Source organism: Amycolatopsis pittospori (assembly GCF_013870525.1).
In the GTDB taxonomy this organism is placed as follows: domain Bacteria; phylum Actinomycetota; class Actinomycetes; order Mycobacteriales; family Pseudonocardiaceae; genus Amycolatopsis; species Amycolatopsis pittospori.
Map to the genome: position 1 here is coordinate 52,599 of NZ_JACBXD010000021.1, position 22,194 is coordinate 74,792.

A 22,194-nucleotide genomic window follows, 5' to 3' on the forward strand; every position below is an offset into this window, starting at 1 on the left:
CGTTCATTGCACGGGGTACGGGGCCGTCAGGAGATCGCGGACAGCGAGTCCACGATGATCCCGAGCCCCTCGGCGGCCTCGTCGGCCGTGAGCGTCATCGGCGGAGCGATCCGCAGGACGTTGCCGTGCAGCCCGCCCTTGCCGATCAGCAGCCCGCGTGCCTTGGTCTCCTCCATCATCCGCGCCGCCGCCTGGGTGTCCGGTTCCATGCCGCCCGGTTTCACCAGTTCGACGCCGATCATCAGGCCCTTGCCGCGGACGTCCCCGATCAGGGGATTCCCGGCCGCGCGCAGGCCGGTGAGGAGTTCGTTGCCGCGGGCGAGCGCGTTGGCCTGGAGGTCGTGGTCGGCGATGTGGTCGAGGACCGCGGCCGCGCCTGCCATGGCGACCGGGTTGCCGCCGAAGGTCGAGATCGAGTTCGCGGTGAGGCAGTCGACGAGGTCGCCGCGCGCCACGAGACCACCGATCGCGAGACCGTTGCCGAGGCCCTTCGCGAAGGTCATCGCGTCGGGGACGACGTCGTGCGCCTGGATCCCCCAGTAGTGTTCCCCGGTCCGGCCCCAGCCGGTCTGGACCTCGTCGGAGATGAACAAGATCCCGTACTGGTCGAGGACCTCCTTCATCGCCTTGAACAGGCCGTCCGGCGGTGAGCTGAAGCCGCCGACGCCCTGGATCGGCTCGGCGATCATGCAGGCGACGTCGCCCGAAGTGCCCGTCTCCAGCACGTCGACCAGGTCCGCGACGCAGGCGTCGATGTACTCCGTGTCCGAAAGCGCCCGGAAGGGGCTCCGATATCGGTAGCCGCCGTGGACGTAGCTCACCTTCACCGGGCTGAGCGACGACGCCGACCAGCCGCGGTTGCCCGTGATGCCGACCGTCGCGAACGAGCGCCCGTGGTACGAGTTCCGCATCGCCAGCACCTGGTTGCTGCGCCGGTACTGGGTGGCGAGCATCAGCGCGGTGTCGTTGGCCTCGGTCCCGGAGTTGGTGAAGAACACCTTCGCGTCCGGGATGCCGGAGAGCTTCGCGATGCGCTCGGCCAATTCGACCTGCGAGCGGATCAGGTACAGCGTCGAGGTGTGCAGGATCCCGGTGTCGAGTTGCTTGCGCACGGCGTCACTGATCGCCGAGACGTCGTAGCCCATCGAGTTCGTCAGGATGCCGGCGAAGAAGTCGAGGTAGCTGCGCCCTGTCGAGTCGATGACCCGGCGGTCCTGCGCGTGCACGATCTCGATCGGCTCGTCGTAATAGAGCGCGAGCCACGACGGGAGTACCGCCTTGTGCCGCGCCAGCAGGTCCGCATCGGTCATCGGGTTTCTCCGTCCGCAGCAGGGAATCCGGGGCCGGGCTCAGTATGGGTAGGGCCCGAAACGGGCGACAACGATCAGACTGTCGGGTTATCCGCGACGGCCCGCACAGTGTGTACGGGAGGGCTACCGGGAAACTGCCTCGAAGTGCGCGAAGGCCACGGACTACCCTCAGTTCTCGTGATTGACCCCAGGACTCTGCGCGATGACCCGGACGTCGTGCGCGCTTCGCAGCGCGCCCGTGGCGAGGACGAAGGAGTGGTCGACAAGCTGCTCTCCCTCGACTCCCGCCGCCGGTCTTCGATCGCCGCCGCCAACACGCTGCGCGCCGAGCAGAAGTCGCTGGGCAAACTCGTCCCGAAGGCGCAGGGCGACGAGCGGGCCGCGCTGCTCGCCAAGGCGAAGGACCTCGCCGCGCAGGTGAAGGCCGCCGAGGTCGAGCAGACCGAGGCATCGGAGGAGTTCGACCAGCTGCACCGAGTGGTGCCGAACCTCGTCCACCCCGACGCGCCCGAAGGCGGCGAGGACGACTACGTCGTGCTCAAGCACGTCGGCGACCCGAAGAAGTTCGACTTCACGCCGAAGGACCACCTCGAACTCTGCGAGGGCCTCGGCGCGCTCGACATGGAGCGTGGCGCGAAGGTCTCGGGCTCGCGGTTCTACTTCCTCACCGGCATCGGCGCCCAGCTGCAGCTCGGCCTGCTGAACATGGCCATCGCGCAGGCGACCGCGAACGGCTTCACCCCGATGATCACGCCGACCCTGGTGCGGCCGGAGATCATGGCGGGCACCGGTTTCCTCGGCGCGCACTCGTCGGAGGTCTACCGGCTGCGCGACGACGACCTGTACCTCGTCGGTACCTCCGAGGTCCCCCTTGCCGGCTATCACGCCGACGAGATCCTCGACCTCGGCAAGGGCCCGAAGCGCTACGCGGGCTGGTCGTCCTGCTACCGCCGTGAGGCCGGTTCGTACGGCAAGGACACTCGCGGCATCATCCGTGTCCACCAGTTCGACAAGGTCGAGATGTTCGTCTACACGCGTCCCGAGGACGCCGAGACCGAGCACGCGCGCCTGCTGGACTGGGAAGAGCAGATGCTCGCCAAGATCGAGGTCCCGTACCGGGTGATCGACACCGCCACCGGTGACCTCGGCACCTCGGCGTACCGGAAGTTCGACTGCGAGGCGTGGGTGCCGTCGCAGGAGGCCTACCGCGAGCTGACCTCGACGTCGAACTGCACGACGTTCCAGGCCCGCCGCCTCGGCATCCGCTACCGCGACGACGACGGCCGCCCGCAGACCGTCGCCACGCTGAACGGGACGCTCGCCACCACCCGGTGGATCGTCGCGATCCTGGAGAACCACCAGCTCGAAGACGGCTCCGTCCGGGTGCCCGAAGCGCTCCGCCCCTTCCTCGGCGGAACCGAGGTGCTCACGCCGACATCGAAGTAGGGTCCGCGTCGAGGAGGACCCCGCATGAATCGCCGCAGCAAGCCGATCACCGCGATCTTCGCGGCGGTCCTCATGCTCGGCGGATGCGCGCAGACGATCGCGGGTACGGCGTCGCCGGTGCCCGGCCGAGGGCCGGTGCTCACCAAGGCGGCGCCGTGCTCGTTGCTCACTCCCGAACACGCGGACGCGCTGGCGCTGAAGCTGCCCGGCATCGAGACCAAGGGCAACAAGGCCCAGCTGCTCCCGCCGATGTGCATGCTGACCGAACGGGACGATTCGCCGCGCGGCGTGCCCCTTTCGATCACATGGAGCGTCGACATCCCGCTGAGCGAGTTCTACGCGGGTGCCCTGCCGGGGGAGAAGTTCGGCATCGGCGGCTTCACCTGGACGCGGTACGTGTCCCCCCTCGGCCCGACCGCCTGCTCTCTCAGCACCGAACTCGGACCGGCGTCGTTCGTCGAAATCGGGGGTGAGGCGCAGGCGGGTGCCGCCGAGTCGACGGCGTGCGACCTCGCGCTCGCGGCCGCCCCGGCGATCGCGTCGAGGCTGCCCGGCGGCGAGCGGAATCCGAAGATCACCGCGCCACCCGGGCAGAAGAAACCCGAGGCCGCCGGTCCGCTGCTGAACGTGGACCCGTGCTCGCTGCTCAAGCCGGACGAGGCAGCGAAGCTCGCCATCGGCGCGGGCGAGCCCGTCGAGCAGTCCAAGATGGCCAGTCCCGAGGACAAAGGCTGCGAGTGGAAGGACTCGGACGGCGAGCAGGGCCAGCGTCCGCTGAACGTGGCGCTCTACCTGGCGACGGCCGTCGCGGACGTCCCCGGTCTCGAAGGCGCCCCGGAGGAACTCGACCTCGCCGGTCGCAAGTGGACGGTCCGGTTCAAGGCGTCCATGAAGTACTGCACGGCCGCGCTGCCGATCACCGGTTCGTCCACGGTGAAGGTCTCCAGCGGCCACTGGGACGACGAGAAGAAGGCCTGTGACCTGCTGCGGGCCGCGCTCCCGATGGTGAGCGCGGCGCTGCCCGCCGGTTCGTGAACGGCGGCCGCGCACAAGTAGTGTGCGAGCCGATGAGGAGGGGACGCATGCGGTTTCGGAATTCGCTCGCGATCGGGCTGGCGGCGCTGGTGCTCGGCGGCTGCACGTCGACGATCGGCGGTTCGGCGGCGCCGGTGCCCGGACAGGGACCGGTGATCACGAAGGCCGAGCCGTGCAAATTGCTGTCGCAGCAGCAGGCGGACGCCCTCGGCGTCACCTTCCCGGGCAAGGAGCGTCCGGCGAAGCCCCAGCAGAAGATCCCCGGGGTCTGCCGGTTCCAGGAACTGGAGGACGCGCCGGCCGGTGTCGCGCTGGAGGTCTCGCAGAGCAAGGACCTGTCGGCGGAGGACTACTACGCCGGTGCTCTGCCGGGCGAGAAGTTCGGCGTCGGCGGGTTCACCTGGACGCGGTACGCGACCGTCCTCGGCCCGAGTTACTGCTCGCTGTCCACCGAACTCGACGCGAAGACGTTCATCGAGGTCTCCAGCGACGCCCCGGGCGACGACGACAGCAAGGCGTGCGACCTGGCGAAGGCCGCGCTCCCCGCGGTCGCCTCGCATCTGCCCGGCGGGCAGCAGGATCCGCAGATCACCGCGCCCCCGGGCCAGAAGCCGATCGAGCCGTCCGGGCCGCTGGTGAGTGTCGACCCGTGCACGCTGCTGAAGCCCGACCAGGCCGCCCAGTTCAAACTCGCCGCCGCCCGGCCGATGAACGGTTCGTCCAACGACCCGAAGAACGGCTGCCAGTGGGACGACACCGACGGCGAGGACGGCAAGAAGGCACTCGACCTCTGGGTCTACACGGCGACCAAGACCGAGGACGTTCCAGGCCTCGACGGCACTCCCGCCGAGCAGATGGTGAACGGCAAGAAGTGGATCGTCTACTCGGCTCCGGACAGCCCTCTCTGCGTCGCGCTCTACCCGGTCACCCCGACCTCGGCGATCAAGCTCGACACCGGTGACCTCACCGACAAGGCGAAGGCCTGCGAGATCCCTCAGGCCGTGATGCCGCTCGTGACCGCGAACGCGCCCGCCGCCTAGGCGGACACCTCGTCGGCGATGTACTTGGCGATCTCCAGCGCGCTGGTCGCCGCCGGTGAGGGCGCGTTGAGGACGTGCACCTGGTTTCGCGCGGTTTCGATCAGGAAGTCGTCGACGAGCGCGCCGTCCGGGCGCAGCGCCTGTGCCCGGACGCCGGAGCCGTGCCGCACGATGTCGTCCTCGGTGACGGCGGGGACGAGCCGGGCGAGGCTCTCGGCGAAACGGCGGCGGGAGAACGAGCGGCGGACCTCGTCGAGCCCGGTCGGGTACGCGTACTTGCGCGCGAGCCGCCAGACGCCGGGGAACCGGGCGACCTCGGCGAGGTCCTTCGCGGAGACGTCACGCCAGGTGTAGCCCTCACGGCGCAGCGCGAGCACCGCGTTGGGGCCGGCGTGCACGCTGCCGTCGAGCATGCGGGTCAGGTGCACGCCGAGGAACGGCAGCGACGCGTCCGGGACCGGGTAGATCAGGCCGCGCACCAGATGGCGGCGTTCGGGTTTCAGTTCGTAGTACTCGCCGCGGAACGGCACGATCCGCGCGCTCGGGGTGAGCCCGGCGAGCCGGGCGACGCGGTCCGCGTGCAGGCCCGCGCAGTTGACGAGGGCGTCCGCCTGGACGACGTCGTCGCCGGTCGCCACCTCGACGCCGCCGTCGCGGGCCGCGCGGATCCCCAGTGCCGGCGCGTTCAGGCGGAGGTCGGCGTCGGATTCGTCGAGCAGGCGCACCAGTGCGGTGCAGACCGCGGGGAAGTCGATGATGCCGGTGGATTCAACGCGCAGCGCGGCGACGCAGGAGACCTCGGGTTCGTACTCGCGGGCTTCGCTCGGGGTGATCAGCTTCGCCGGGACGCCGTTCGCTTCGGCCCGCTCGGCGAGCACCCTCAGCGCGGGGAGTTCGGCTTCGGAGGTGGCGACGACGAGTTTGCCGCAGACCTCCACCGGCACCCCGTACTGCCGTGCGAAGTCCACAATGGACCGGTTGCCCGCGGTGGACATCCTGGCCTTGAAGGATCCCGGCTTGTAGTAGAGCCCCGCGTGCACGACGTTCGAGTTGTGCCCGGTCTGATGGGCCGCCCAGCGGTCCTCCTTTTCGAGCACCGTGACGTCCAGGCCTCGTTTGGTCAGCTCCCAGGCCACGGCGAGACCGACGATCCCGCCCCCGATTACCACGACAGTGCGCACGATCGACCAGGTTACCCGGAGCGCTACCTGACAGTCGTCAGGTTAGGTGGTAGCGTACCTGACCGATGTCAGGTAAGAGGCTGAGCCGAGACGAACGCCGGGAGCGGATCCTGGCCGCGGCCGCGGGGGTGTTCGCCGCCTCCGGGTACGACGGGGCCGGGATGCGCGAGGTCGCGACGGCGGCCGGGATCAGCACGCCTGTCCTCTACGACCACTTCCCGTCCAAGGCGCGGCTGTACGCCGGGCTGCTTGAGTCCGAAGTGGACAGTCTGCTGGCCGGCTGGGACGCGCTGCCGCCGTCGGACACCGCCGAGGAGCTGCTGCGTGCCCGGGTCGCCGCGATCTTCGCCTGGATGGAGACGAACGAACGCGGCTGGCGGATGATCTTCGCCGAGACGCCGTCGGATCCCGACGTCGCCGAAGTCCACCGGCGCGGTCAGGCCAGGGCCACCGGGCAGCTGACCGGCGTTTTCGCGCAGGTCCCCGGTCTGAAGCTGACCGCGGACCTGCCGCGCGAACGCGCGAACGAAGCCCTCGCCGAAGCCGCGAAAAGCGCGCTGAACGCCATCGCCACCTGGTGGTGGAGCAACCGTGACATCCCGCGAGAGCAGGTCGTCGCGCTCACGACGGATCTGCTGTGGCGCGGTCTGGGGAACCTGATCCAGGAGGACTTATGAGTATGCCGACCACCGAGCGCTACCGCCGCGCCGCCGAGACGCGCGACGTCGAACTCGCGCTGAGCGCCTTCGCGCCGGACGCCGTCGTCCATTCGCCGCTGACCAGCCGGGTCCGGTTCACCGGGCACGCGGAACTCGGGCCGCTGCTGGAAGTGGCCTACTCGCATCTGCGCGACGTCCGGTTCCACACCGACACCGGTGACGACTCGACGCGCGTCGTCGTCTACACCGCGCGCATCGGCGGCGAAGAGATCGAAGAGGCGACGGTGCTGAAGCTCAACGAAGACGGGCTCATCGCCGAAGCGACGCTCTTCGTGCGGCCGCTTCCCGGACTCGTCGCGCTGATGGACGCCTTCGGCCCGGATATCGCCCGTCGCAACGGCCGCACCTTCGCGGCCCGGCTCCTGGCCGTCGCCGCGAAACCCCTGCTGGCCATGGTGCGGTCCGGCGACAAACACGCCGTCCCGCTCGCCGGGCCCCGCCTCTGAAGTAAGTGAAGGCCCCCATCCTGTACCTAGGCGCAAGGATGGGGGCCTTCGTGCACTTCACACCGGCGCGGAGGCAGGCGAAGCGGCGGAGTCGGCTGTGTCTCTTTCGGGGTCCTCAAGAATCTTCGGCACCCCTCGCAGCGTGAACAGCGCACTGATCGCCAGCACCGCCATCAGCCCCGCCGAGCACAGCATCGTCAGCTGAAGCCCGTCGACGAACGCCAGTTTCGCGCTGTCCAGCACCACCGCACCCTGCGCGGGCGGCAACTGGGCCGCGACCTGGACCGCGCCGCCGAGCGTGTCCGCGATCGTTCCGGCGGCTTCGGGCGGGACGCCGTCCGGGACGACGAGTTCGCTCCGGTACAGCGCGCCGAGCACGCTGCCGAGAACCGCGATCCCCAGCGCCCCGCCGAGTTCGGTCGCCGTTTCGGAGATCGCCGACGCCGCGCCCGCGCGGGCCTTCGGGACCACGCCGAGCACTGTGTCCGTCGCGACGGCGAGGATCAGCGCCAGCCCGACACCGAAGACGATCATCGCGAACAACAGGTCCGTGTACACGATCGTCACGCCGATACCCGAGTACAGCGCGAAGCCGGTGGCCGACAGTCCGCATCCCAGCGCGATCGTGACCGCCCGGCCGAACACCTTGATCCCCAGCGGCGCCAGCACACCGCCGAGGATCGCGCCCCCCATCCCGGGCAGTCCGGCGAGGCCGGATTTCAGCGGCGACCAGCCCGCCACCAGTTGCAGATACTGCGCGAACAGCACGGACACCGCGAGCTGCGCGAACATCGCCACGATCGTCGTGCCGACGGTCGCCGAGAACGCCCGCTGCGTGAACAGTTTCAGGTCCATCAGCGGTTCGGCGAGCCGCGGCTGGCGCAGGAGGAACGCCAGCAGACAGCCGAGTCCGAGCACCGCCGCGACGGCGATGTCCCCATGGGCCCAGCCCTTGTACGCGACCTCCTTGATCGTGTAAACGATCCCGACCATGCCGACGACGGAGAGCAGCACACTGGGCACGTCGATCCGGCCGGGCGCCGGATTCTTCGACTCGGGCAGGATCAGCGCGCCCGCGATCACCATCGCGATCACCACCGGCACGTTCACCAGGAACACCGAGCCCCACCAGAAATGGTCGAGCAGGACACCGCCGACGAGCGGCCCGAGTCCGAAGCCGAGGATCGTCAGCCCGCCCGAAATCCCGATCGCCGCCGCACGTTCCTTACCGGTGAACACGTTCCGGATGATCGACAACGTCGACGGCATCAGGGTCGCGGCGGCGATCCCGAGCAGCGCGCGGGCGGCGATCAGGAGTTCCGCCGTCGGCGCGTACGCCGTGATCACCGACGCGACGCCGAACAGGGCCGCTCCGATCAGCAGCAGTTTCTTCCGCCCGACGCGGTCGCCGATGTTGCCCATCGTGATCAGCAGCCCGGCGAGCGCGAACCCGTAGGCGTCGGCGATCCACAGCATTTCCGTGGTCGACGGATGCATCTGTTCGGACAGCGTCGGCAGCACCAGATGCAGCACCGTCAGGTCGATCGCGATCAGCAGCTGGGCCAGGACGCAGACCACGAGCGTGCCGGCCTTGCGTCCTCTGCCGATGTTCACCTCGAAACGCCGAAGGTGAGTTCGGGCGAGTGCCGCGCCGTCCCGTCCTCGGCGTCACCGAGGTAGAACCGCGTGCTCATGGTGCGCGCCGCCGGGTCGAAGACGCTGCGCCACAACGTCCGCCACGGCGCGCCCGGCTCGATCGCGACGGACACCGCGTCGAGCGCCTCGCGCGGTCCGGTGCCCGCTTCCTTGGTGATGGTGCGCAGCCGCTGGTAGGTGAGCATGGTCTCCGGCGTGTCCTCGGGCAGCGCGTCGATGTCCGGATACCGGTGCAGCGGGTGGTTCGTGACGCACAACGGCCCGTCGGCGACCTCGACGAAGTACTCGATGTCGTGCGCGCCGCGCTCGTAGACGAAACCGCGGCCGGAGGCGTCGGCGACGATGTAATGGCAGGGCGCGCCGTGCGAGTACTGCTTGGCGAGCATCAGCGCCTCCTTGGCCTCCTCGACGTTCTCGCATTTGTCGAGCAGGTAGCGGCACACCTGCGGTACGGAGAGCCCCGCCTGCGGACCGGGGTCGTCCTCCAGCGGCGAAGCCGCTTCGATGTCGGCCATCAGCAACGCGACGACGAGCCCGGCCTCGTTGACCCCCTCCATCGCACCGTCCACTGTGGACATCGTGAGCGACGTCGAGGCGATGCCGTCGTCGGGGATCGTGGTCAGCACGTAAGGCCGCGACGCCATCGGAACCGTGCCGTCGTCGACCGGTTCCGCCCCCGCCATCACCGCGCCGAGCTGCGACCAGCTCAGCGTGAAGAAGTCGTAGTTCCGGCCGAGGGTGCTGCCGTTCCACAACGCCGAACAACCGGATCCGGCGGGCAGCGCCGAGGCGTTGTCGAAGGCGACCGCCGCGTCGTACGGGAGTCCGTACGCCTGCGCGAAACCGGCCGTGCGCTCGGCGTACTGAGGCCAGTTCCGGTCGAACCAGGTGCGCCGCGCCCTGGCCACGATCGGATCGATCGACGGCGGCGACCAGTCGGAACGCGCCCGTGTTTCGGCGGCGAGCGCGTGGCCGATCTCGGCCTGCGAGCCGCGCAGCGTCAGATGCCGCACGGCGAGGAAGTCTTCGGGAGATCCCGCGATGTAGGTCATGGCGGGGAGCCTGTCCGCGAGCGCTGACGACGCACGCACCAACGGCTGACCGTCCTGACCGTCCTGGCAGCGCTGTCATCGGATTGTCATGTGCCCCGCGCGAAAGTCACTTCACACAGCAACGACGAGCGAGGGAAACCATGATCGGCAACAAGGTGTACATGATCGCCGGGGGCGTGTTCTGCGTTCTCTTCATCGCTTTGGGGATGGTCGAGTTCTCCACCGGCTACCCCGAGGACGGCCTCGAAGACCTGGGCTACGCCGCGCTGAGCGCCATCGCCGGCGGCGTCCTCTACGTCCTCGACCGCCGCCAGCGTGAGCGGCGTGATGCCCGATGAGGAACATCGACGGCGGCTACGGCGCCTTCCCGGCCGCTCCCGACCAGGCCGCGCTCGAACAGCGCGAACGGGACATCCGCAAGGGCAAGGGCGCGCTGATGCTGACCGTGGCGGGCGGCTTCGTGGCCCTCATCGCCGGCTACAACGCCCTCGTGGACTTCTCCCCGGGGTCGCTGGTGGTGACGATGATCGCGCTGGCCGCCGCCATCGGTGGCGGGGCGCTCACCAAACACCTGATGCGCACCGTGCGCTTCCGGGTGCACAAGCCCAACGCGGGCCTCGTCGGCGCCGCGAAGCTGACCGGGATCCTGGTGGTCTTCTTCGCGATCGCCGCCGTGCTCGGTTCGATCGAGGCACCCGGTGCGCTGCGCATCGTCCTGATCGCCGTCTGCTGCGGCGCCCTCGCTTACGTGAGGTCGCTGCACGACCAGCAGTGGGTGCTCTTCGAACTGGACGCGGTGGGCGTGCGGGTCGAGCGGACGGTCGTCCCCTGGCGCGACGTCACCCGTCTCACCACCGACCCGGTCGGTCCCGGGATGACCCGGCTGGGGGCGATCCCGGTCAACGCCGCGCCGCTGTACGTCGCCGTGCAGGACAGCGAACTCGACCCGCGCCTGCTGGTCGATGCCGTCGGCCGGTTCGCGCCGCGAGGGATCCAGCTGACGCGGTCCGCTCACGACTCGCTGGGCAACCCCGCCAGTTGAGCGGCACCGCGCAGACCGAGCCCCCTGCGGTAGGCCCGGTCGAACCCGTCCCCGAGCCGCTCCCGCACGCTCGAGCGGAGCAGGGCGGCGTCCAGATCGACGGCGAACGGGGTGCCCCGCACGGTCACCGCCGCACCGATCAGGACCGCCGCCCGCTCCGGGTCGTCCCGGAGCAGCGCGACCCCGGCGAGGCCTTCGACGGCGCAGGCCACGGTGGTGCTGTCGTTCCACTGATCCGCGGACGTCAGCGCCTGCCGGTGCAGTTCCTCGGCTTCGTCGGCGTGGCCCTCGGCGGCGGCGACCCAGCCGAGCGAGATCTGCGCACCGGCTCGGACCCCTTCGGCCGCGAACGAGCCGCCAGGGCATTCCGCGAGCGCGTGTTCGCTCAGCGCGCGGGCGGTGCCCAGATCGCCCTCGTGCCGGGCGAGGAACGCGAGCCCGATGTAGCCGGTCGCCCGGCTTTCCGGCATCCCGGCGCGGCGCGCGATCTCGATGGCGAGTTCGAAATCCGCCCGCGCACCAGCCGCGTCGCCGTGGAGCAGCTTGCTGCCGCCGCGACGGCACAGCAGATCCGCGTTGTCGTCGGACGCACCGAGTTCCCGCATCAGCAGTAGCGCTTCGTTCATCGTTTCGAGGGCTTCGGCCTGCCGGTCGGTCCAGGTCAGAACCTGCGAAAGATGATCGAGCGCCATCGAGAGCCCCCACCGTTCCCCGAGTTCCCGGAACGCGTCCGCTCCCTCGCGCAGGAAGCCTTCGGCCGTTTCGAGATCGCCCTGCATCAGCGCGCGGAGGCCGTAACCGGTCGGCGCGAGCGCCAGACTCCACGCGTCGCTGTTCGCCAGCAGGGCCTGGCTGCGCAGGATGAGCGCGTCGTCGTCACCCGGCGGACCGGTCACGACCCCCATCAACAGCAGCAGTGCCGGGTTCCGGGGCGCCTTGGCCAATTCCCGCACGAGGTCGTCCACGGCCGGGTAGTGCCGGGCGAGGGCTTCGTGACCGCGTAGTCCGGAAGCGGCGTTGAGCACGCAGAGCTGGTATTCCTCTTCGAGCCCGTCCGGTGGCCGGGTGTCGAGCCGTTTGACCACTTCCAGGCTCAGCGTCGCCCCTTCGAACCGGCGCCCGCGCATCCACCAGTACGTCACCAGCGCCGACGAAAGCCGCAGCGCGATCCGGGCGTCGGTCTCGGCCGCCCAGCGCAGCGCGGCCAGCAGGTCTTCGTACGCGGCGTCGAGGCGGTCCAGCCAGATCAGCTGGTCGCCGGTGCGGACGAGCGGGTCGGCCCGCTCCGCGAGCTCCAGGAAGTGTTCGGCGTGCGCGCGCCGCAAGCGGTCTGCTTCGCCCGCTTCGGCGAGTTTTTCGGCGAAGAACGCGCGGATGGTTTCGAGCATCCGGTACCGGTCGCCGGTCCGTTCGACCAGCGATCTGTCCACAAGGGACGGAAGGAGCTCCCCGGCGTCCGGTATGTCGCAGACCTCGCCGGCGTCGGCGAGGGTCGTCCCGCCCGCGAACACGGTCAACCGCCTGCCGAGCCGCCGTTCGTCCTCGTCGAGCAGATCCCAGCTCCATTCGACGACACCGCGCAGCGTGCGGTGCCGGGCCTCGGCGACGCGGCTACCGCGGGAAAGCAGGCCGAAGCGGTCGTCCAACCGGGTCGCGATCTCGCCGACCGGCAGCGTCCGCACGCGTGCCGCCGCCAGTTCGATGGCCAGCGGCAGCCCGTCGAGCGCGGCGCAGATGCGCTGGACGTCGCCCGCCGTGGCGTCGTCGACGGCGAATCCCGGGTCGGTGGCCCGCGCGCGGTCGGAGAACAGCCGCACCGCGGCGAACTCCAGCGATCGGGCGGGCGGCGTCCCCGGCGGCGGAACGGCCAGCCTCGGCACGGGGGAGACGACTTCGCCGGTGATGCCGAGCGGTTCGCGGCTGGTGGTGAGCACGCGCAGCGCCGCGGCCGCGGCGAGCAGCCGGGCGGCCAGCTTCGCGGCGGCGTCGACCAGATGCTCGCAGTTGTCGAGCACCAGCAGCACCGCCCTGTCGGCCAGCGCGTCGATCAGCCGCTCCAGCGGCGCGTTCTCCACCGGGGCGGTGGTCGCGCCGAGCGGGACCGTCCGCAGGCCGAGCGCGGTCAGCACGGCCTGGGCGACGTCGGAATCCTCGGTGTAGGGCGCGAGTTCGACGAAGACCACCGGGAGACTCACCTCGGCGGCGGCCTCGATGGCCAGCCGGGTCTTGCCCGCCCCGCCGGGGCCGGTCAGCGTCACCAGTCGGGAGCGGTCCAGCTCGCCGAGCACATGCCGAAGGTCGCCCTCGCGGCCGATGAAGCTGGTCAGCTGCGCAGGGAGGTTCACCGGCGTGCTCGGAGACGTCGTCTCGCCGCGCAGCACGGCCAGATGCGCCGCCGCGAGCTCCGGCCCCGGATCGGCACCCAGTTCGTCGGCGAGGACGCGGCGGGCGTCCTCGAACGCGGTGAGGGCGTCGGACTGACGTCCCGCCGCGTGCAGCGCGCGGATCAGCAGCGCGCGCGGCCGTTCCCGTAGCGGCTGGCCGGCGATGACCTCGCGAAGCTCGGCGAGGACGTCTTCGTGCCGTCCCAGCTTGAGGCCGGCTTCGGCGAGGTCCTCGATCGCGGACGTCTTCAGCTCGTCGAGCCTGGTGACCTGCGGATCCCGGAACGGCGCGTCGGTGATGTCCGCGAACGCCGGACCTCGCCAGAGCCCGAGAGCCTCGCGAAGCAGCTCCGCCGCCTTCGTGGCGTCTCCCGACGCGAGAGCGCGGCGGCCCTCGGCCGCGAGCCGCTCGAAGCGGTGTACATCGACGTCTTCGCGATCCACGGCCAGCCGGTAACCCGCTGGGCTGAACTCGACCGGCGCGAGATCCTTCAGCGCGCCGCGCAGCCGCGAGACCTGCGATTGCAGCGCGTTCGCCACGCCTTCCGGGACCTGTTCGCCGTAAAGGCCGTCGATGAGCCGCTCGGCCGGGACGATCCGGCCCGCCTCCAGCGCGAGCAACGCGAACAGCGTCCGGACCCTGGGCCCGCCGACCGGGACGAGGGTGCCGTCCTCACGGCGCACCTCCGTCGCCCCCAGAACGCCGAATCGCATGAGGGCACCATATCGGTGTTCGCGCGTTGACCTGGGCGGATCCAGCCCGCCCGAGATCCGTCGAATCGCGTCTATACACTTCGGCCGGTCCCCACGCAATGGGAGAGGTATGTCTACGCAGGAACCTGTGGTCCTCGGTCAGCCGACCGTCGGCGACGAAGAACTCGCCGCCGTGGCGGAGGTGTTCCGGTCCGGCTGGCTGGCCGGCGCCGGCCCCGCGTGCCGTCGTTTCGAGGAACGCTTCGCGAAGACCGTCGGTACCGCGCACGCCCTGACCACCAGCAACTGTGGGTCGGCACTCTTCCTCGGGCTGCGTGTGCTCGGTGTGAAGCCGGGCGACGAGGTCATCGTCGGCGACTACACGTTCCCCGCCACCGGCCACGCCGTGCTCCAGGCGGGCGCGACGCCGGTGTTCGCCGACATTCGCCCGGACGTGTGGAGCGCCGACCCCGCGTCGATCGAAGCCCTGATCACCCCGCGCACCGTCGGCATCCTCGCCGTCGACGTCGCCGGACAGCCCGGTGACTTCGACGAGTACCGCGCGATCGCCGACAAGCACGGCCTGTGGCTCTTCGAAGACGCCGCCTGCGCCGCGGGCGCGACCTACAAGACCCGCCCGGCCGGCAGCCTCGCCGACCTGGCCGCGTTCTCCTTCCACGGCCGCAAGGGCATCACCGCGGGCGAAGGCGGCGCGCTGGTCTCGGACCGCGAAGACCTCATCGCGCACGCGCGCAAGCTGCACACCTACGGCATCGAGCCCGCCATCACCCGCGAGGGTTCCGGCGCGCTGCCGATCCCGGAGTTCCACGAGCTGGGCTACAACTTCCGGCTTTCGGACGTGCAGGCCGCGATCATGAACGTCCAGCTGGACCGGCTCCCGGATCTGCTCTCGGCCCGCCGTTCGGTGGCCAAGCGCTACCACGAGGCCTTCGAGAACCTGCCCGGCCTGGATGTCCCGGTGGAACTGCCGGACCGCGAACACCCGTGGCAGGCCTACATCCTCACCACGGCCCCGGAGATCGACCGCGACGCGCTCGCGCTGCGGATCCGCGAGCAGGGCGTGCAGTGCAACTTCGGCACCTACGCCTCGCACCTCCAGCCCATCTACGGCAAGACGCAGACCTTGCCGGTTTCGGCGGACCTCTTCGCCCGTCACCTCGCCATCCCGATGCACGCCAACCTCACCGAGGCCCAGGTCGACCGGGTCATCGAGACCGTCAGCGCCGCACTGCCGAGCTAGGAGAGAAATGCCCGACAAGAAGGTCCTCTTCACCGGGGGCGGCGGTTTCATCGCCGCGCACGTCATCCCGATGCTGATCGACGGCGGCTACACCGTCCGCATCCTCGACAACATGACGCGGGGCGACCGCGCCAGGGTGAACGAGTTCGTCGCCACCGGCAAGGTCGAACTCGTCGAGAAGGACGTGCGCTACGGCGGCGCCGTGCGCGAAGCCATGCGCGGCTGCACGCACGTGATCCACTTCGCCACCGTGTCGATCAACAAGTCGGTCGCGGACCCGCACGAGTCCATCGACATCAACATGGTCGGTAACCACAACGTCTTCGCCGCCGCGGCGGACGAGGGTGTCGAGCGGATCGTGTTCGCGTCGACCGCGTCCGTCTACGGCGACCCGAAGCGGCTGCCGATGCACGAGGACGACGAGCTCAAACCGCTCACGCCGTACTGCATCTCGAAGCGGGCCGGCGAGGACATGCTCGGCTTCTACGAGCGCACCAAGGGTCTGTCCTGGAACGCGCTGCGGTTCTTCAACGTGTACGGCCCGGGCCAGAAGATCGAGGCCTACTACACGTCGGTGATCAACCACTTCATCCAGCGCCTGCGCGCCGGCCAGCCGCCGGTCATCGACGGCCGCGGCGACCAGTCGATGGACTTCGTGCACGTCACCGACCTCGCCCGCGCCGTCGTCGCGGCGCTGGAGTCGGATCAGGCGAACGTGCCGATCAACATCGGCACCGGGATCGACACCTCGATCGCGACGCTGGCGAAGATCCTCATCGACGCCGTCGGCGTCAACGTCGAGCCGCTGTTCAACGAGCGCGACGTGCTCGTTTCCCGTCGCGCGGCGGACATCACCCGCGCCCGCGAGGTCCTCGGCTGGGAGCCGAAGATCTCCGTGGAAGAGGGCATGTACGAACTGGTTAAGGCTTCGGAGGGATGACCGCCGGGCCGGGGGAGAGCCGCCCCATGCGCATCGCTGTCGTCAACAACTTCTTCCCGCCGAGGGTGGGCGGAAGCGCGCACATGGCGGCGTCCCTGGCCGAGCAGTACGCGGCGCGCGGGCACGAGGTGCTCGCGATCACCGCGGCCTACGCCGACGCCCCGGCCGACGAGACGAAGGACGGCTACCGCGTCGTCCGCCTGCCCGCGGTGAAGATGCCGCAGCTGGGCCTGTCGATCGACTTCGACATGAGCTTCGCCTCGTTGCGGCCGGGGAACTGGCGGCGGCTGTGGAAACTGCTGGACGAGTTCAAGCCGGACGCGATCCATCTCCACGGGCAGTTCTTCGACCTGTCGTGGCTGGCCGGCCTGTACGCGCGGCGGCGGAAGCTGCCGATGCTGCTGACCATCCACACCCTGCTGATCAGCGACAACAAGCTGTACGGCGGGGTCTTCCGGCTCCTGGACACCGTGCTGGTGAACCCGATCCTGCGGTATCTCAAGCCGCGGTACGTCATCCTCGACAAGCTCGGGGTCGACTACTGCGTCGAGCGCTACGGCACCAGCGACGACAACTCGGACTACTTCCCGATCGCCGTCGACACCGGGAACTTCGACAAGCCTTTGACGAAGGACGTCCGCGCGGAACACGACCTGGGCGACGGTCCGGTGATCGTCTCGCTCGGGCATGTGATCCCGCTGCGCAACCGGCTCCCGCTGGTCGAGGCGCTTCCGTCCATTTTGGACAAGCACCCCGACGTGAAGGTGGTCGTCGTCGGCCGCGTGTACCACGACGTCTTCCTGAAGCGGGCCGAAGAACTCGGCGTCGCCGACGCCATCATCGTCACCGGCGCCGTGCCGAAGGCCGACGTCCCCGCGTACTTCGCCGCTGCCGACATCGTCACCCACGACCTCAACGGCGGCTGCGGCACCGCGTCGCTGGAGGCGATGCTCTCGGGCACCGCCACCATCGCGTCGGTCACCGAGGACAACTACCCCGGGATCGAACTGCGCAACGGCGAGAACATCCTGCTGGTGCGTCCGGACGACAGTGAAGCCGTCGCGAACACCGTCATCGAGCTGCTGGACGACCCCCAGAAGCGGGCTTCGGTGGCACAGCGGGAAAGCGCGATGGTCCGGGCCAACTTCGGCCTCGACGTCGTCGCCGAGGAACACCTGCGCACCTTCGAGAAACTGGTGACCGAGGCCGATGTTCTTCGATGACGAGCGCAGCAACCGCCTGCGCCCGCAGATCCTGACGGAACTCGTCTCGCAGTACATGAACGACGCCGAGCGCGCTCGTTTCTACGGACTGCCCGAGTCGACGAGGGTCCGCGAACGCGTCAAGATCATCAGCCCGGAGAACCTGACGATCGGCGAACACTGCTGGATCGGCGAAGGCGCCGCGCTCGACGCGAGCGGCGGGCTGGAGATCGGCGAGCACACCAGCATCGGCCTGAACACGCTGATCTTCACGCATTCCAGCTGGCTCGCGAACATGACGCTGCAGAACCATTCCGGCAGCGACCTCATCGAACGCAAACCGGTGAAGATCGGCAAAGGCTGCTTCATCGGCGGCCTCGTGGTGATCATGGCGGGCGTGACGATCGGCGATTTCGCCACCGTGCAGCCGAATTCCGTGGTGGCCAAGGACGTCCCGCCGCGCACCCTGGTGGCGGGCAACCCCGCGCGTGTCTTCCAGCGCTACGACGACGAGTACATCCAGTCCGAAGTGGAGCGTGTGCGCGGCGAGAACGCGCGCCGGCGTGCTTTGGCGGAAGAGCGCGGGGACGCCCCTGGATCTTGGGGCGCACCCGCGGGTGACTTCACGGAGTAGCTAGAGGCGTTCGGCGAGCAGTTTCGCGACCGTTTCATAGGCGTCGGGCCGTATCTTGACGATGTCGAGGACGGCGAGCCGGGCCTCTCCATGACTGAGCTTGCCGACGGTCACGATCACCTTGGCCGGGTCCTTGGCCGACTCGCAGTAGACCGCCTTGTCTCCGACCCCGGCGATGGCGGTGATCGGTTCGCGGCAGCCGGCCTTCGCCGTGTCGTCCACGACCGCGATGACGGTGGCACCGCCCTTCGGCGGAACCACGATCTGCAGATGCGGCGCGAGAGCGGACGATTGAGCGGAGTTTTCGTAGAGGCAGCCGTACCGGTCTTCCTGGGGCCCGTCCACGTGTGCTTCCTGTTCGAGCGGCCTGATCTCGGTGGACAGGCCGGTGATCCAGGCGAGCTCGTCGACCGCGAGGAACGGGCACGCGTCGAGGACCACGGCCGGTGAGGCGGGCAGCGGGGTCGAGGGAAGGGTGGTCTCGTACGGGGCCGGCTCCGGCGAGCGGGCGGGAACCGTGATCGTGACAGTGCAGGCGGTGACCGAAAAGAGCAGGCCGACAGCCAGGAACCCCCAGGTTCTTCTCATGGCGATAATCTACCTGACCTGGGAAAACTTGCGTAGCGGCAACTCTGCGGCGCACCCCATTCACTACGGTGTGTAGTGATACCGTTTCGAGGAAACCATGGGAAGATGGTCTGGTGATCACGGGCGAAGGAGGAGTTCGATGAGTGTCGTGCAATGGCCTCACCGCCTCCTGACCCTCGACGACTGGGCCGGTCTGCCGGAAACCCCGGAGCATCGGGTCGAAGTCGTTGAAGGGGCCCTCCTCGTGTCGCCGCGTCCGTTGTACTTTCACCAGCGTGCGGTCAATCGCCTGACGTACTGGCTCGACGAACAGACGTCCCCGGACTTGAGCGCGATGGGCGAGGCCGAAATGGTCGTCACCCTCGCTCCTTTGACAGTCCGCGTGCCCGATGTGCTGGTGACCTCCGCGCTGGTGGCCGACGAGAACCCCGCGAGGGCGTCTGCCGAGGACGCGCGGCTCGTGATCGAAGTCCTGTCCGAAGGGACCGTCCGCACCGACCGGGTCACCAAGTTCTCCGAGTACGCCGAAGTCGGCATCGAGCACTATTGGATCGTCGACCTCGATGCTCCCGTCAGCATGATCACCTACCGCTTGGTGGATGGCGAGTACGAGAACTTCGGCGAGCACACCGGCAAGATCGACCTCGAATTCGAGGGCTCGGCGCTCACCTTCGATCTCGACGCGCTCACCACCCGGCGTCCCTGATCACAGCCGTTCGATCGGCGTTGTACCGCCGATGAACCGGCACTGAACCCCTCTGGCGCACGGTGATCGTCCAGGTCGTGGTCTCTCCGCGGCCACGGACGAGGGCGGTCGGATGACGAGCAGGGTTTCCAGCGTGCCGCGCGTTCTCGGGCAGGTGACCACCGGCGCGGCGTTCGCCGTCTTCTTCGGGTTGACGGGCGCGGCCGTCGCGAACGCGAAAGAGAGCCCCGGTGCTGACGCGTGCAAGGCGAGTACGGCGGGATGCGGTGGCGGGGGCGGCGGCGACAAGGGGCAGACGGGGGACCGTCCGCTCGGCCTCGCGCCATCGACGAAGCAGCGCATTCCGCAGATCATCAAGCCGCCGGAGAAGGGCAGCCTGCAGGAGAAGGGTAAGCAGCTGAAGCAGGCCGAGCCCAAGAAGGCCGCGCCGAAGCAGACCAAGCCGCAGAAGGCCGTACCGAAGAAACAGTCGGCCCAGCCCCGTGACAACGACGATCACGACGAGAAGGACCACAAGTCCAAGAAGGAACGCGCCACCGACGAGCGGGACGACCGCGAGAAGAACCACGGCGACGGTGACGACGGCCGGAAGTCCAAAAAGGATGACCGTGACGATGACGACGATCGAGAGTCCAAAAAGGATCGCCGAGAAAAGGCCAAGGACCGAAAGTCCGAGCACTCCCGCGAAGACCGCGACGAAGACAAGGCCGAGAAGCGGGGCAAGAAGCCTTCCAAGGCGGAGCGGCGCTCGAACGTCCGAGCTCGTTCCGTCCCCGCGAACTCGGTGCCCACCACACGCCTGGCGAGTCTGAAGGCACCGGCGGGCGGCGATGGCGGCACCCCCTGGGGCGACGACGACAACTGGATCAGTCCAGGCTGCAAGCAGGACAACGACGGCTGTGAGCTGGTGTGGGACTACGCGTCCCGTATCACCAAGCCCATCCAGGAGGCCATCGGCCGCCTGCTGAAAGTGGAATCGACCGGGCCCGGCGCGGACTTCGAAGCGGAGGGGCCGAACCGGAAGGGACGGGTCTTCTCCGTCGGGGGATATGCCTACGCGGACAAGGGGAAATGGAGTGCCTTGGACGGCCTGATCCAGGGGGAGTACTCGTTCGGCATCGACGGCAAGCTGGAGCTGACCATCACCAAGGAGGGCCCGCAGATCGACCTCGAAGCCTTGCTCGGCGCGAAGGTCACCGGGCCGGAGATGGAGGTGCCGCTGGGGCCGCTGCTGGTCAAGGCCAAGCCCGAGATCTCGGCGGGGATCGGTGGGCAGTACGGGGTGGGCGTCGAACGTGGTGAGGACGGCAAGCGCCGGATCAAGACCAAAGGCGGGCTGACCGGGCCGGTCGGCGGCAGCACGGGGCTGGAGACCGACCTGAACGACGACTACTTCGGCCAGCTACCGGACGGGGGTTACTGATTGTCGTGCGGGACTTGTCCAGCCCGAAGAGTTCCGCCTTCGTCCTGAGGGGAACCGCGAGGCGCGGGTGACCGACTACTGTCGTGCCAGGCGATAGTGGAGGGTATGTCCAGATGAGGTTCAAGCGGTTCGGTGCGTCGCTGCTGGTCTCCGGGTTGGCGCTGGTGGGTGCCGCGACCCCGGCCATGGCCCACTCGGAGTTGAAGAGCAGCGACCCCGCGAAGGGTGCTTCGCTGGCGACGCCGCCGACACAGGTCAAGCTGACCTTTTCCGGCCCGGTCACTCTCGCCGCGGACCCGATCCAGATCACCGGGCCCGAGAACGCGAAGTGGACCGTCGGACGCGCCGAGGTCGCGGGCACCGTCGTCACCGCGCCGGTCCAGGCCGTCGGGCCCGTGGGTGAGTACACCCTGCGCTACAAGGTGACCTTCGCGGATTCGCACGAGTCCAGCGGAACGGTGAAGTTCAACCTCAGCGCTCCCGTGGCACCGCCGGCTTCGAGTGCGCCGCCGGCGTCCTCCAGCAGCGCGGCGTCCGCTTCGCAGCAACCGGCGACCAGCGCCACGCCTGCCCCGCAGGCCGACGAGGCCACGCCCGAAGGCCTGCTGCCGACCTGGGTGTGGATCGTGCTGGCGGTCGCCGTGGTCCTCGCCGGAGTCGTCGTGGCGCTCCGCTTCACGCGCCGCAAGTCCGGCCCGGGCGACGAATCCTGACGTGAAGGCCTCCTTCCCAACCCTGAAAGTCGGGAAGGAGGCCTTCACGGACCGTCAGCCGTGGCCGACGTCGGTGTTGCCCTTGGGCAGCTTCTTGCCGGAGGCGTCGAAGGCGGCCAGGTGGAGCGGGTCGGCGTCCGAGTCGAACCAGAACACGACGATGTTCGGGTCCACGCTCCACGCGGCCTGGTGCGCGGTGACGGCCTTGCCGTTCACCTTCGCGGTGATCTTCGCGGCCGGACCGGCGTAGTACCCGAAGGACGGGACGCCGTTCAGCCCACCGGACACCGCGTGGAAGCCGGGCGACTTGTCGGAGCCCTGGAACTCGTTGGTCGTGATGGCCGCGTTCACCTTGCCGTTCGCCGACCGGTGCCCCGCCGTGATCCCGAACGTCGTCTCCGGAAGCTGCTCGACGTCGACCTTGACGCCGTAGAACACCAGTTCACCGGCGCCGCTCTGGACGCCGGTGCCGATGATGTCGCCCCACGGCGTGTTGTCCGGCTCCTCGGCCGACCGCGCCGGAGCGGCGGCCGCCACGACCTGCGCGGCCGGGGCGGGTACAGGGGCAGGAGCGGGGGTCGCACCGGCGGTCAGTGTGCTCGACAGCGCGACCGCGAGCCCGGCGGCCGTGAGCCCGCCGCCGACCAGCAGCGTCCGCTTCCCGGGTGATTTCATTTGCAGTGCCTCCCAGTGGTCGAAGATCATTCGGAGATCTCTACGTGG

At 69.2% G+C, this 22,194-nt stretch carries 21 protein-coding genes; 14 read left to right on the forward strand and 7 right to left on the reverse strand.

Going from position 1 to position 22,194, the window contains the following annotated elements; genetic code table 11:
• Window positions 1-26: 26 nt before the first annotated feature.
• Window positions 27-1,310 carry an aspartate aminotransferase family protein gene (locus H5J31_RS14580; RefSeq protein WP_181773088.1) on the reverse strand — a complete coding sequence of 428 codons (1,284 nt, stop codon included), beginning with the start codon at window positions 1,308-1,310 and terminating at the stop codon, window positions 27-29.
• Between the two features lie 177 nt (window positions 1,311-1,487).
• On the opposite strand from H5J31_RS14580, the gene serS reads away from it, so the two are divergent.
• From serS to H5J31_RS14595, 3 genes are read left to right on the forward strand one after another with little or no spacing between them, the layout of a single operon-like run.
• On the forward strand, window positions 1,488-2,756 hold the full coding sequence (serS, locus tag H5J31_RS14585) for a serine--tRNA ligase (protein WP_181773089.1): 1,269 nt from the start codon (window positions 1,488-1,490) through the stop codon (window positions 2,754-2,756).
• A 24-nt stretch (window positions 2,757-2,780) separates the two neighbouring features.
• Window positions 2,781-3,791, forward strand: coding sequence for a DUF3558 domain-containing protein (locus H5J31_RS14590; protein WP_181773090.1), 1,011 nt, complete (start codon window positions 2,781-2,783; stop codon window positions 3,789-3,791).
• 47 nt (window positions 3,792-3,838) lie between these two features.
• Window positions 3,839-4,831 (forward strand): DUF3558 family protein, encoded by a 993-nt coding sequence (locus tag H5J31_RS14595; RefSeq protein ID WP_181773091.1) that lies wholly within the window; start codon window positions 3,839-3,841, stop codon window positions 4,829-4,831.
• On the opposite strand, the gene lhgO is transcribed toward H5J31_RS14595, so the two are convergent.
• Window positions 4,828-6,012 carry an L-2-hydroxyglutarate oxidase gene (gene lhgO / locus H5J31_RS14600; RefSeq protein WP_181773092.1) on the reverse strand — a complete coding sequence of 395 codons (1,185 nt, stop codon included), beginning with the start codon at window positions 6,010-6,012 and terminating at the stop codon, window positions 4,828-4,830. The two genes, H5J31_RS14595 and lhgO, sit on opposite strands and share 4 nt — an antisense overlap.
• 65 nt (window positions 6,013-6,077) lie before the next feature.
• Here lhgO and H5J31_RS14605 point away from each other — a divergent pair, with 65 nt between their 5' ends.
• Together H5J31_RS14605 and H5J31_RS14610 are read left to right on the forward strand one after the other, a co-directional pair.
• Complete coding sequence (locus tag H5J31_RS14605) at window positions 6,078-6,689, forward strand: TetR/AcrR family transcriptional regulator (protein ID WP_236005072.1); 612 nt, start codon at window positions 6,078-6,080, stop codon at window positions 6,687-6,689.
• The gene (locus H5J31_RS14610; protein WP_181773093.1) at window positions 6,686-7,177 is read left to right on the forward strand and encodes a nuclear transport factor 2 family protein; all 492 of its coding nucleotides are present in this window, start codon (window positions 6,686-6,688) and stop codon (window positions 7,175-7,177) included. The genes H5J31_RS14605 and H5J31_RS14610 overlap by 4 nt, the downstream gene beginning before the upstream one ends.
• A 57-nt stretch (window positions 7,178-7,234) precedes the next feature.
• Here H5J31_RS14610 and H5J31_RS14615 read toward each other — a convergent pair whose 3' ends face one another.
• A complete protein-coding gene (locus tag H5J31_RS14615) occupies window positions 7,235-8,791 on the reverse strand; it encodes an MFS transporter (protein WP_181773094.1) in 1,557 nt (518 codons plus the stop codon).
• Complete coding sequence (locus tag H5J31_RS14620) at window positions 8,788-9,885, reverse strand: C45 family autoproteolytic acyltransferase/hydolase (RefSeq protein WP_181773095.1); 1,098 nt, start codon at window positions 9,883-9,885, stop codon at window positions 8,788-8,790. The genes H5J31_RS14615 and H5J31_RS14620 overlap by 4 nt, the downstream gene beginning before the upstream one ends.
• A 140-nt stretch (window positions 9,886-10,025) precedes the next feature.
• Here H5J31_RS14620 and H5J31_RS14625 point away from each other — a divergent pair, with 140 nt between their 5' ends.
• Together H5J31_RS14625 and H5J31_RS14630 are read left to right on the forward strand one after the other, a co-directional pair.
• Window positions 10,026-10,223 carry a hypothetical protein gene (locus H5J31_RS14625; RefSeq protein ID WP_181773096.1) on the forward strand — a complete coding sequence of 66 codons (198 nt, stop codon included), beginning with the start codon at window positions 10,026-10,028 and terminating at the stop codon, window positions 10,221-10,223.
• Complete coding sequence (locus H5J31_RS14630) at window positions 10,220-10,927, forward strand: hypothetical protein (RefSeq protein ID WP_181773097.1); 708 nt, start codon at window positions 10,220-10,222, stop codon at window positions 10,925-10,927. The genes H5J31_RS14625 and H5J31_RS14630 overlap by 4 nt, the downstream gene beginning before the upstream one ends.
• Here the strand turns inward: H5J31_RS14630 and H5J31_RS14635 are convergent.
• A complete protein-coding gene (locus tag H5J31_RS14635) occupies window positions 10,897-14,025 on the reverse strand; it encodes a BTAD domain-containing putative transcriptional regulator (protein ID WP_181773098.1) in 3,129 nt (1,042 codons plus the stop codon). The genes H5J31_RS14630 and H5J31_RS14635 overlap by 31 nt on opposite strands.
• A 109-nt stretch (window positions 14,026-14,134) precedes the next feature.
• On the opposite strand from H5J31_RS14635, the gene H5J31_RS14640 reads away from it, so the two are divergent.
• The 4 genes from H5J31_RS14640 to H5J31_RS14655 are packed head-to-tail and all read left to right on the forward strand — an operon-like array spanning window position 14,135 to window position 18,041.
• Window positions 14,135-15,265, forward strand: a complete 1,131-nt coding sequence (locus H5J31_RS14640) for a DegT/DnrJ/EryC1/StrS family aminotransferase (protein ID WP_181773099.1) — start codon at window positions 14,135-14,137, stop codon at window positions 15,263-15,265.
• A 7-nt stretch (window positions 15,266-15,272) separates the two neighbouring features.
• Window positions 15,273-16,205 carry an NAD-dependent epimerase/dehydratase family protein gene (locus H5J31_RS14645; protein WP_181773100.1) on the forward strand — a complete coding sequence of 311 codons (933 nt, stop codon included), beginning with the start codon at window positions 15,273-15,275 and terminating at the stop codon, window positions 16,203-16,205.
• Window positions 16,206-16,231: 26 nt separating this feature from the next.
• Window positions 16,232-17,428: a glycosyltransferase family 4 protein gene (locus tag H5J31_RS14650; RefSeq protein WP_181773101.1), complete on the forward strand. Its 1,197-nt coding sequence runs from the start codon at window positions 16,232-16,234 to the stop codon at window positions 17,426-17,428.
• On the forward strand, window positions 17,415-18,041 hold the full coding sequence (locus H5J31_RS14655; RefSeq protein WP_181773102.1) for an acyltransferase: 627 nt from the start codon (window positions 17,415-17,417) through the stop codon (window positions 18,039-18,041). The genes H5J31_RS14650 and H5J31_RS14655 overlap by 14 nt, the downstream gene beginning before the upstream one ends.
• On the opposite strand, the gene H5J31_RS14660 is transcribed toward H5J31_RS14655, so the two are convergent.
• The gene (locus H5J31_RS14660; protein WP_181773103.1) at window positions 18,042-18,629 is read right to left on the reverse strand and encodes a hypothetical protein; all 588 of its coding nucleotides are present in this window, start codon (window positions 18,627-18,629) and stop codon (window positions 18,042-18,044) included. It abuts the gene before it with no gap.
• Between the two features lie 139 nt (window positions 18,630-18,768).
• Here H5J31_RS14660 and H5J31_RS14665 point away from each other — a divergent pair, with 139 nt between their 5' ends.
• The 3 genes from H5J31_RS14665 (at window position 18,769) to H5J31_RS14675 (ending at window position 21,471) form a co-directional block, all read left to right on the forward strand.
• Window positions 18,769-19,335, forward strand: a complete 567-nt coding sequence (locus H5J31_RS14665; protein WP_181773104.1) for a Uma2 family endonuclease — start codon at window positions 18,769-18,771, stop codon at window positions 19,333-19,335.
• Between the two features lie 112 nt (window positions 19,336-19,447).
• Complete coding sequence (locus H5J31_RS14670; RefSeq protein WP_181773105.1) at window positions 19,448-20,758, forward strand: hypothetical protein; 1,311 nt, start codon at window positions 19,448-19,450, stop codon at window positions 20,756-20,758.
• A 113-nt stretch (window positions 20,759-20,871) separates the two neighbouring features.
• On the forward strand, window positions 20,872-21,471 hold the full coding sequence (locus H5J31_RS14675) for a copper resistance CopC family protein (RefSeq protein ID WP_181773106.1): 600 nt from the start codon (window positions 20,872-20,874) through the stop codon (window positions 21,469-21,471).
• Window positions 21,472-21,525: 54 nt separating this feature from the next.
• On the opposite strand, the gene H5J31_RS14680 is transcribed toward H5J31_RS14675, so the two are convergent.
• A complete protein-coding gene (locus H5J31_RS14680) occupies window positions 21,526-22,146 on the reverse strand; it encodes a hypothetical protein (RefSeq protein WP_181773107.1) in 621 nt (206 codons plus the stop codon).
• Window positions 22,147-22,194 lie beyond the last annotated feature (48 nt).